The organism is Gottfriedia luciferensis, assembly GCF_002156865.1.
GTDB lineage: Bacteria > Bacillota > Bacilli > Bacillales > Bacillaceae_G > Gottfriedia > Gottfriedia luciferensis.
The window spans coordinates 1-10,883 of record NZ_NCTA01000075.1 but is presented as its reverse complement, the minus strand read 5'-3'; the positions used below and the strand labels follow the sequence as shown (position 1 = coordinate 10,883).

The window sequence follows — 10,883 nt, the reverse complement described above, 5'->3', positions numbered from 1 at the left end:
AGACCCCGCAGGCTTGCCGAGGAGGCTCAGGTTTCGCCCCATGGAAAGCGAGCATCCTGTAGTGGAAATGAACATCACTCATCTTCCTTTACGAAAATTTGATAGTTATTTGAAAAGATTATATTTCAACAGCGTGAAAAAGGTTATCTCTTTCGAGATAACCTTTTTTTAATGCCCAGCCTTTAACTCTGTCCAATATTTATCATATAATTCTGTTTGATCGCCAACATCTTTAATCCAGTTTGTCTTATCAGTTTGTTCTTTTGTAACATTAATAAATGGATTATTTTTATATTCAGTAGTATGATATGGAGCTGACTTACTATTTGGATCAGCATACCCAATCGACTCAAAATTTTTAGCACTAACTTTTGGATCATATATATAGTTAATAAACTTTTCAGCTAAATCTTTTTGTTTAGCATCTTTTGGAATTGCTAATGTATCGGCCCATCTAGATGAACCTTCTTTCGGAACAACCCACTTAACATCTTTTAATTCTTTTTGAATATAAGCTGCATCTCCTGACCATACTTGTCCAATCCATGCATCTTCAGTAATAAATTTTTGCTTTACATTGTCTGTATCAAATGCTAATAAATTTGGTGTAAGTGTTTTTAAATCTTTATAAGCTTTAAGTAATTCATCTTCATTTAATGAACTATTTGAATAGCCATTTTTAATTAAACCCATTCCAAATACTTCTCTATTATCATCTAATAAAGTTACGTGACCTTTATACTTTGGATTCCAAAGATCATCCCAACTATCAATATTTTCTTTTACATATTTTGGATTATATGCAATTCCTGTTAATCCACCAGTATAAACTGCAGAATAATCTCCATTTGGATCAAACTCTTGATGCGTATATTGAGGTGCAATATTATTTAAATTTGGCATCTTACTTTTATCTAATTTAGCCAGCATTTTTTGATGGATCATCAGCTTGACCATATAATCTGATGGCTGTATTACATCATAATTTGATCCACCTGCTTTTAATTTTGCATATAGTTCTTCATTACTTGCAAAAACCTGATAATTAATTTTTACATCATATTTCTTTTCAAATGATTTTAAAACATTGTCATCAAAATTATCTGCCCAGCTATATATATTAAGCTCTTTTTTCCCAACCGAACAAGCAGAAAATAGTAAGCTTACTAACCCTAAAGAAACGACTACTGAAGCAGCTTTTCTAAATTTACTCATAATGACTACCTCCTTAAACTTTATATGATATAAGACTTACTTTCCGTCTCTTTATTGTTCATACCCTTCGTACGATAAACCTCCGAAACAACCATTAGGAAGATTATTGTAACGATTAAAATAGTTGAAATAGCATTTATTTCAGGAGTTACGCCCTTTTTTACCATTCCATAAATATAAATTGGTAATGTAGTTGAACTTGGACCCGATACAAAAAAGCTTATGACAAAATCATCAATACTTAATGTAAAACATAGTAATGCAGATGCTATTATTCCGGGCATAAGAGCCGGTAATGTAACAAAACGAAATGTTTGCCACGGTGTTGCACCTAAATCGCTTGCAGCATCTTCCAAATCTGATGATATTCCAGAAAGTCTTGCTGATAAAAGAATAATGACATATGAAATACAAAAAGTGACATGCGCTATAATAATTGTCATACTTCCTAATTCAATATGAAAATTTGTAAAAAGTATCAATAAAGAAAGTCCCATTAAAATATCTGGAACTACAATTGGTAAGTAAACTAGCCCACTAATGAAATTCGAAAATTTATATTTATGTCTATGTAAGGCAAGTGCACACATAGTCCCTAAAATAGTAGAAAGAATCGTCGTTACAATCGCAATGAAAAGACTATTCATAAATGCATCGATAACTTGTGGGTTATTAAATAAATTTAAATACCAATCAAACGTAAAACCTGTCCATTCCGCATTTATTCTTGATTTATTAAATGAAAATAAGACCAAAATTAGAATTGGTAAATATAAGCATATTAAAATGATTGTGGAAAATCCAATAAGTATAGGTTTTTTCACTTATTTTTCACCTCTACTTTTTTCAGCACCAATATTTTTAGTCGCTAAATAGTAAAGTCCAATTAAGCCAATTGAAGCAATTACTAAGAATAGTGAAAGTGCAGAACCAAATGGCCAATTTCTAGCTGCTAAAAATTGATTTTGTATAACATTTCCTATTAATGCTACCTTCGAACCACCCATCACATCTGACACAACAAACATACCAAACGATGATACGAATACTAGAATACTTCCTGCAAAAATCCCTTTCATCGTTAATGGCAATGTAACATAGATAAATGTCTGAAAGGGGGTTGCACCTAAATCATTTGCAGCATCTAATTTTCGATTATCTAATTGTTCAATTGCTACAAATATAGGTAATACCATAAAAGGTAATAATGTATAAACCATACCCATAATCACTGAAGGCGTATTATATAGTAGCTGTAAAGGTTCTTTTATAATGCCTAGCTGGATTAAAAGTGTATTAACAATACCTTTTGATCGAAGAATAACAATTAATGCATATGATCTAACTAAGAAATTAATCCAAAAAGGGATTGTAATTAATAAAAGTAATACCCTCTGCCATTTTTCACTTACAACTGTTGCAGTATATGCATAAGGATATCCAATTAAGAGTGTAATTATTGTAGTTACTATTGCAATCCAAAGTGTCGTCCATATAACCTTTAAATACAATGGATCAAAAACTTTCACGATATTTTCTAAAGTAAATGTTTTTTCAATCTCTCCGTACATTCCATTTTTCATAAATGCAAATCCAAAAATTAATAGAAGAGGTACTAGAAAAAATATTAATAACCAAATGACTGTAGGCGCAATTATGTATTTATTATTTCTCAATACATAATCACCTCATCTTCCAACTTCCAGCTAATTTCAACCAAATCATTTCTAGATAAAGTTGTTTGATCTGGCATTTGATAAACAATGATTGTTTCATTATGATTCTCTAAATCAATAAAAATCTTATTTAAGGTACCAACAAATTCAACATCTCTTACAGTCCCTGTAAATTGACCTTTTTGCTCTTCTGATCGAGTAATTTTTATATTTTCTGGTCTTACAGCGATTTCTTTCCCATCTTTTTCGAAGAAATTATTTTCTCCTATAAAAGTAGCAACAAATTTACTTGCTGGTTTTTGATAAATTTCTTTCGGCGTACCGATTTGATCGATTTTCCCATTATTCATTACTACAATTCTGTCACTCATACTCATTGCTTCTTCTTGATCGTGCGTTACATAAATAAATGTAATTCCTAGTTCACGTTGAAGATTTTTAAGTTCTCTTTGTAAATCTTTTCGAAGCTTAAAATCAAGAGCACCTAATGGTTCATCTAATAATAATACTTTTGGATTGTTCACTATTGCACGAGCGATTGCAACCCTTTGCTGTTGCCCACCAGAAAGTTGACTAGGTTTGCGATTTCTAAATTCAGTTAATTGGGTTAATCTCATCGCTTCTTCAGCACGTTCTTTTTGCTCTGCTAATGGAACACCTTTCATTTTTAAACCAAATTGTATATTTCTTTCAACATTCATATGTGGAAATAAAGCATAGTGTTGGAATACTAAGTTCATATCCCTTTTATATGGAGGCAAATCATTAATGGCTTCACCGTTTAACTTAATCGTTCCAGATGTTGGTTCTTCAAAACCAGCAATCATTCTTAATAGAGTAGTTTTTCCACAACCACTCGGTCCTAAAATAGTTAAAAATTCACCAGCATAGATTTCTAACGAAAGTGGGGAAATAACAGTATTTTCGCTAAAATGTTTCTCTACTTGTTCTACCTCAATTATATTTTTCATTTTCCCGTCCCATCTATATTAGTATTTAGTATTATGTAAAATGATTAAAATATTTTTCACATATAAAAAGCCCCTTTTGTCAAGGAGCGAAGAAACGATGTTCATAATATTACTATTTTAGCAATTTACGTATAAACCGTAAAGCGTTTTTTGTTGTGTGATATCTAATTTTCAAGTCAATTTTAGTAGTTTGTAAAAGGACACTTTTGTCGTGAGTAAATGCAGAGAAGCTATATTCCCCATGATAACTTCCAGTTCCACTTTCCCCTACTCCTCCGAATGGTAAATAAGGTGTCGCTATATGATAAAGTGTATCGTTTACACATCCTCCACCAAATGGTACGTTTTCTATAACATTTTCAGCAATTCTTTTACTTTCAGTAAATACATAAAGTGCTAATGGCTTAGGATGTTGATTGATTTCATTAATCACTTCATCTAAGTTTTGATAAGTAAGAATAGGTAGAAGCGGACCAAATATTTCCTCTGACATAATCGGTGAATCCCATGTAATACCAGTTAGTAGAGTTGGTTCTATTTTATGATTCACCTGGTTATATTCACCACCATGGATAAGCTCGCCATTATGAATAAAGTTTTTTAAGCGATTAAAATGCCTTTCACTGACAATCTTTGAATAATCATTATTTTTTAAAGGGTCAGCTCCATAAAAATGAACGATCTCATTTTTCAATGCATCAATAAAATCAGTTTTAACTGACTCATGCACATAAATATAATCAGGTGCTATGCATGTCTGACCAGCGTTTGTAAATTTCCCCCATATTATCCTTTTTGCTGCTAATTGAATATTCGCATCATCATTAACGATTGTAGGGCTTTTCCCACCCAATTCTAAAATCAATGGTGTTAAGTTTTTACTAGCTGCTTCCATGACGATTTTTCCTACTTGAACACTACCAGTGAAAAAGATTAAATCAAATTTTTGTTGTAATAAAACAGTACTCTCTTCAATACCACCTTCAACTACAGCAATATATTCATCATCGAAGTTTTCATTTATGATTTTTCGAATGATATTTGACGTATTAGGAGTTAGTTCAGATGGCTTAATAATTGCTGTATTTCCACCAATAATGGATCCAATTAATGGTGCCATAGCTAATTGAAATGGATAATTCCAAGGTGAAATAATTAAAGTAACTCCGTACGGTTCTCTGTAAATATATCCCTTTGTACCAAAATGAGTAATTGGCGTTTTAACCTTTTTTGGCTTCATCCATTTTTTGATATGTTTAATGGCTTCAGAAATTTCCTTTAATGTAAACCCGATTTCAGTTGAATACGCTTCAAAATCAGATTTATTTAAATCCTTTTTTAATGCATTTTTTATTTCACTCTCGTTCTCAGTAATTGAGTTATATAACTTTTTTAATTGTGAAACTCGAAACTGAGCACTTTTAGTAGAACCAGTTTGAAAATATGCTTTTTGTTTATCTACTAATTGTGTAATTTCAGATGCTTTATCAGTACTACCCAAAATCATCACATCCTTTTAAGTTTAATTGTTTAAACGTATAATCTTATGCTAAATTAAAATCTCTCATAAAGTCAATAATTCTGTAAATACTATTCATTAATAATTAATAGATTTTAAATATTAATTTTGTTAAGCGAATGTAAAGATATTGTAAATTTGTAAAATATATATAAGTTTTTAATTGATTAATTTTAAAAACCAATTATTATTATTAACGTGGCCTTTACTTTTTTCGACATTTTTTACAAATAATAGACATCAAAAAATACCGAAAACAGTAATAGGATATAATAAACTATATGTTTTACTTGGAGGAGTCATAATGTTTTTTGGTCAAAAAAAGGATGTATTCTTTGAAAAGCTTTTAGGTATTGCTGAAAACTTGCACGTATCATCAAAGTACTACGTTGATTTTAAAATAAAAAATGCAAGCGACTTAAAGAAGTTTCAAGAAGAAATGAAAGATTATGAAACGAAGGGTGATAAATTTATTCATTCACTTATCGTTGAATTAAATAAAACTTTCATTACTCCAATCGAGCGTGAAGATATTTTACAATTAGCGATGAAAATGGATGATGTTTTAGATGGTTTTGAACATTGTTCAGCACGATTTGAAATGTATTCAATTACAACTGCTGATGAATACATGGTTAAATTTGTAAATATTCTACACAAAGCTGTTGAAGAGATTTTAAATGCAGTAAAATTACTTTCAAATAAAAAATTATTAGAAATTCGTGTTCATGCAATTAAAATTAAAGATTACGAATCTCAATGCGATGAGTTATTACGTACTTCAATCAAGCAACTATTCATGAATGAAAAAGACCCTATTAAAATTATTCAATACAAAGAAATCTACGAAAACTTAGAATCTGTAGCTGATAGTGCCCAAGATGTAGCTAACACCCTTGAGCAAATTATCATGCGAAATGCGTAAGGAGTCATAAAATGGATCACTTATTTTTACTTACGATATTAATCGTAATTTTTGCATTATCGTTTGATTTTATTAATGGATTCCATGATACAGCAAATGCGATTGCAACTTCTGTTTCTACAAAAGCATTAAAGCCACGTACTGCTATTTTATTAGCTGCTTTAATGAACTTTATTGGTGCAATCACATTTACTGGAGTTGCAAAAACGATTACAACTGGTATCGTTGACCCAATTACAATTGAAGGGGCTAACGGACTTGTTGTCGTAATTGCTGCTTTATTAGGTGGTATTTTCTGGAATTTATTAACTTGGTATTTCGGTATACCTAGTAGTTCGTCCCATGCGATTATTGGTGCAATCGCTGGTGCTGCGATTTCTGCAAAAGGTTTTGGTGTTTTAGAAGCTGATGGTTTTATAAAAATTATTCAAGCACTTTTAATATCTCCAGTTATTGCAATTACTTTGGGATTTATTGTAATGACAATTTTAGCAGCAATATTCCGTCGTTCTAATCTTTCTAAAACAAATAAAGGCTTTAGACTAGTTCAGATTTTTACTGCATCATTACAATCATTTACTCATGGTACAAATGATGCACAAAAAGCGATGGGTATTATTATGATTGCTTTAATTGCTGCAAAAATAGAGCCATCTGGAGCAGATGTTCCACTTTGGGTTCGAATTGGTTGTGCTACAGCAATGGCTATTGGTACATCAGTTGGTGGATGGAAAATTATTAAAACTGTTGGTGGCAAAATCATGAAAATTCGCCCAATTAATGGTGCGGCAGCTGACTTATCATCAGCAGCGATTATTTTCACTTTTACAGCTTTACATTTACCAGTTAGTACAACACACGTAATTTCTTCTTCTATCATGGGTGTTGGATCTGCTCAACGTGTAAAAGATGTAAATTGGGGAACTGCACAACGAATGATTATTACTTGGGTTATCACAATCCCAATCTCTGCAACAGTTGCTGCAATTTTCTATCAAATTCTAAAATTATTCTTAGTTAAATAATCATAAAAAAGGGAACGTAATTACTACGTTCCCTTTTTTATTGTGTTGAAATATAATTGGGGCAATATTTAAGATTACTTCTGAAAATTTATATCGAAGCTATTTTTTCAATCGCCTTTTATTTGACCTACAAATTGATCAAGTTCGAAACAGATTGAAACGGAAGGGTGCTCGACTCCTGTGGGAGATGCGGGGAGGCTGAGACCCCGCAGGCTTGCCGAGGAGGCTCAGCTCACGCCCCATGGAAAGCGAGCATCCTGGAACGGAAATCAACCTTCTTTTATAATAGAGCTTTTTTTAACATAGCCATATATCTTCTTTTGAAAAATCCTTTCTGAAAAAAGGATTTTTTTTCCAAAAATTGAATACATATAAAAGCCTATTAAATTTGGTCTGAAATTTTTATTAACTATTCAAGGAGGCAATTATGACTAAATGGATTAGAGTTTGTATACTTATGCTCTTTATAAATCTAGTTGGATGTACAAATAGTGGTATGGAAGGAGCAAAGCCTCCCGAAACAAAGGTTCAAATCGGTAACAAGACTTTTAAAACAAAACTCGGTTCTTATTGTTGGAACTCGAATGGTCATGGTGAATGTGCTGATACAGCAGGACCTGTTGAATTATTAAAAGGTGAACAACCTATTCAAGTTCAGCCCGGTGAAATGGTTACATTAAAAACAATCTACAGTTTAAAACCTACTGAAATTCGTGTTACTCAAATAAGTGAACAGAATGAAACGAAAGTTGTAGGGGAGAAAAATCGTTTTAGTGCTCCAAGTTCAAAGGGAATTTATTATTATTCTTACTCTCTAGATTGGAGAGATAAAAATGATAAAAATGTTTCAAACGGAGATGCCAATTATGCATTTGTTTTACAAGTGAAATAAGCTAAAAATAGATCTGACGATAAAATACTTAAGAAATGAAATTGCTTATATAATAGAAATAAATCTAATTTTAGGGGGCTTAATGAGTGAATTAATAGCTGCAAAAATTATGACTTTTTTTTTATTAATCCCTTTATATGCTATTTTATTATGGACTTACTTCTATCCAAGGGAAAGTTTTTTATTGGGAAAAAGATGGATGTATAATGAAGACCCTGAACTATCCGATGAATATATTCGTTATACAAAAATCGTGACATTAATTGCAATCGTGTTCATTACCATTTTTGCTCTTGTTTTCTTTTTTAAGTATAAGTAATACAGAAATAGGAAAAAAGCTTCAATAGGAAAGGAGTCATTAAAAGGAAACAAAATAATAAAGTTAAAGTGAAATAACTAGGAGGAAGAAGTTTGTCTAAAATTGTATATTGTGATAAGTGCTTAAAGGAAATCAGAATAAGGGGAGATCTCGTAACGACAACTATGTTTTTCCAGGTAGTACCCTATCATGAAGATTGTTACGCGAAGGATTTAAAAGGTGCTAAAACTTTTTTCTTAAGTAATCAACCGATTAATGGGTTTTCAGGTAATTTTCTTTCGTTTTTAGCTATTTTAATTTGTATTTCAACATTTTTTATTAATGATGAAACAATGATCTATTTATTCTTCTTTACACTGTTCCCAATTATTTATAGACTTTATTCCTATTTTATTTATGAACGGCATTTAGAGAAATAAGATGTTTATATAAATGCTAGAAATGGAAGAAGCAGTTCGCATGCCATCTTTTCATCCTATCAAACAAGTTGATTCAAGCTAGCATTTTGCATAGAGAAAAGATTTAAATATAAATTTTCAAATATGTATTTTTAAGGGTGTTGATAGGCTTATCCGGGTAATGATTTTAAATCAAGTGAATTGTTTTATGACTACTAACTAAAGTAGTCCTTTTTTTTGCTAGCTTATATAAATGATAGAAGTGCAAATGAAATGAGTCTATGAATATCCATAGCCTCATGTTCAAAAAACAATCAATCATATTTAAAACCATTTTCCTCTAATTAAAAATTCTAAAGCTGCAAGTATGATTGCTCCAATAATTAATCTTACTGTCCAACTAGTATTACTTTCAATTTTTTCGATTTTTTGTTCGACCTTTTCGATAGTATTTTCAGCCACAGCTAATCGCTCCTTAATCTCAGCCACTTTTTGTTGTAATTCCTTTATTTCGCTTATTTATATCACCGTCTTTCTGTATATAGCTTGTCCACGGTTCAGTATATTCAAAGTTATAAAATATGTTCTATTTATTTTCTAAATTTGGTTCTAATAAAAAAAGAATATTGATGACTTCCGTTCCAGAATGCTCGCTTTCTTAAGACCAGGAAATAGGAAAGGCAGGATCAAGGAAAAAGACTAAATGGAGTGGATTAAAAAAGAGTTGAATAAATCAGCTCCTGGTAAATGAAAAATAGAGAATGTTAGTTATCATTCTGAAATACTCCACTGGAATTTTCCATCAAAGTGTTTTATGTTGAACAAATTGTTGATTAGAAATGAAGAAATAGACATTCATTGATTATAGTTCATGCTTTCCCAAATTTCTTATCCATGAAATACTCTGCAATAAAGATAAGAGCCAAAATAAAAAGGCCTTTTACAAAAATATGCAAAAAGCCTTTTATGATTATAATGATTGTAGACGTTCGATACGTTGTTCTAATGGAGGATGCGTAGAGAATAATTTTGAAAATTTTTCTTTACCACTAATTTTAAAAGCTGCTATCGATTTTTGACGATTATCTACTAATTTAATATTACGACGTAAAGATTCTAATGCTAGAATCATATTATCTTTACCACCAATTTCAGCGGCATATTGATCAGCTTTAAACTCTCTTTTTCTTGAATACCAGAAAATGATTGGACTACTTAATATACTAAACAGAATCTCAAATAATATCGAACATGCATAATAGACTAATGTAGATAATTCTTCTCTAACAAAATTTGATATGATGTTAGCGACTAAACGAGAAAAGAAGATTACAAACGTATTGATTATGCCTTGTAATAAAGTTGTTGTAACCATATCTCCATTTTTAATATGAGCAATTTCGTGTGCAAGAACACCACTAATTGAATGACGATCCATTGTTTCTAGCATGCCACTTGATACAGCCACTAATGATCGTTTTTTACTTGGACCAGTAGCAAATGCATTCACTTCTACCGAATCATAGATCCCAACTTGTGGCATCTTTTTTAACCCAGCAATCTTTGCCAAACGGTGGGTCTCTTCTAATACAAAGTTCACTCTATCATGTTGTGGATTACGAGGATCAATCACTTTAACTCTCATCACCCATTTTGCCATTACCCTTGAAAATAATAATGAAAATAAGGCACCACTAAATCCTGCAATAAGACTAAAAGCAAGAAGTGCCAAGTAGCCTGCATTACCAATGTAACGAGGAACACCTAAGATTGTAGTAATGGTTGTAATTGTGATTAACACTAAAATATTTATGAAAATAAAGAATGATATTCGTTTAAACAAAACACTACCTCCTTGTAACAATATATATAAAACTATTATACGGTAAATTAAATAAAGATTTCTACTTTCTACTATTATAGTAAAAAGCCATTTCATCATA

Annotated in this window: 12 protein-coding genes; 5 read left to right on the top strand and 7 right to left on the bottom strand. The window is 31.1% G+C overall.

The window, feature by feature from the left end; all coding sequences use genetic code 11:
• Positions 1-168 precede the first annotated feature (168 nt).
• The 5 genes from B7R67_RS21570 to B7R67_RS21550 all read right to left on the bottom strand — a co-directional run bounded on the left by B7R67_RS21570 (position 169) and on the right by B7R67_RS21550 (position 5,363).
• On the bottom strand, positions 169-1,215 hold the full coding sequence (locus tag B7R67_RS21570) for an ABC transporter substrate-binding protein (protein ID WP_088073051.1): 1,047 nt from the start codon (positions 1,213-1,215) through the stop codon (positions 169-171).
• Positions 1,216-1,235: 20 nt separating this feature from the next.
• A complete protein-coding gene (locus B7R67_RS21565) occupies positions 1,236-2,021 on the bottom strand; it encodes an ABC transporter permease (RefSeq protein ID WP_407920419.1) in 786 nt (261 codons plus the stop codon).
• An 18-nt stretch (positions 2,022-2,039) separates the two neighbouring features.
• Positions 2,040-2,891 (bottom strand): ABC transporter permease, encoded by an 852-nt coding sequence (locus B7R67_RS21560; RefSeq protein ID WP_328587385.1) that lies wholly within the window; start codon positions 2,889-2,891, stop codon positions 2,040-2,042.
• Positions 2,888-3,862 carry an ABC transporter ATP-binding protein gene (locus tag B7R67_RS21555; protein WP_088073050.1) on the bottom strand — a complete coding sequence of 325 codons (975 nt, stop codon included), beginning with the start codon at positions 3,860-3,862 and terminating at the stop codon, positions 2,888-2,890. Before B7R67_RS21555 ends, B7R67_RS21560 begins: the two co-directional genes overlap by 4 nt.
• Before the next feature lie 112 nt (positions 3,863-3,974).
• Entirely contained in the window at positions 3,975-5,363 is a 1,389-nt protein-coding gene (locus tag B7R67_RS21550; RefSeq protein ID WP_235822242.1) for an aldehyde dehydrogenase, read from the bottom strand.
• Between the two features lie 322 nt (positions 5,364-5,685).
• Between B7R67_RS21550 and B7R67_RS21545 the strand changes: the two genes are divergently transcribed.
• The 5 genes from B7R67_RS21545 to B7R67_RS21525 all read left to right on the top strand — a co-directional run bounded on the left by B7R67_RS21545 (position 5,686) and on the right by B7R67_RS21525 (position 8,961).
• Positions 5,686-6,306, top strand: a complete 621-nt coding sequence (locus B7R67_RS21545; RefSeq protein WP_088073048.1) for a DUF47 domain-containing protein — start codon at positions 5,686-5,688, stop codon at positions 6,304-6,306.
• Between the two features lie 11 nt (positions 6,307-6,317).
• The gene (locus B7R67_RS21540; RefSeq protein ID WP_088073047.1) at positions 6,318-7,331 is read left to right on the top strand and encodes an inorganic phosphate transporter; all 1,014 of its coding nucleotides are present in this window, start codon (positions 6,318-6,320) and stop codon (positions 7,329-7,331) included.
• A 427-nt stretch (positions 7,332-7,758) separates the two neighbouring features.
• Positions 7,759-8,223, top strand: a complete 465-nt coding sequence (locus B7R67_RS21535) for a hypothetical protein (RefSeq protein WP_088073046.1) — start codon at positions 7,759-7,761, stop codon at positions 8,221-8,223.
• 82 nt (positions 8,224-8,305) lie between these two features.
• A complete protein-coding gene (locus tag B7R67_RS21530) occupies positions 8,306-8,542 on the top strand; it encodes a hypothetical protein (RefSeq protein ID WP_088073045.1) in 237 nt (78 codons plus the stop codon).
• Positions 8,543-8,634: 92 nt separating this feature from the next.
• On the top strand, positions 8,635-8,961 hold the full coding sequence (locus tag B7R67_RS21525) for a hypothetical protein (RefSeq protein WP_088073044.1): 327 nt from the start codon (positions 8,635-8,637) through the stop codon (positions 8,959-8,961).
• A gap of 303 nt (positions 8,962-9,264) precedes the next feature.
• Here the strand turns inward: B7R67_RS21525 and B7R67_RS21520 are convergent, their stop codons facing one another.
• Both B7R67_RS21520 and htpX read right to left on the bottom strand, forming a co-directional pair.
• Complete coding sequence (locus B7R67_RS21520) at positions 9,265-9,450, bottom strand: hemolysin XhlA family protein (RefSeq protein WP_268876049.1); 186 nt, start codon at positions 9,448-9,450, stop codon at positions 9,265-9,267.
• A gap of 460 nt (positions 9,451-9,910) precedes the next feature.
• On the bottom strand, positions 9,911-10,783 hold the full coding sequence (gene htpX / locus B7R67_RS21515) for a protease HtpX (RefSeq protein ID WP_088073042.1): 873 nt from the start codon (positions 10,781-10,783) through the stop codon (positions 9,911-9,913).
• Positions 10,784-10,883: the final 100 nt, after the last annotated feature.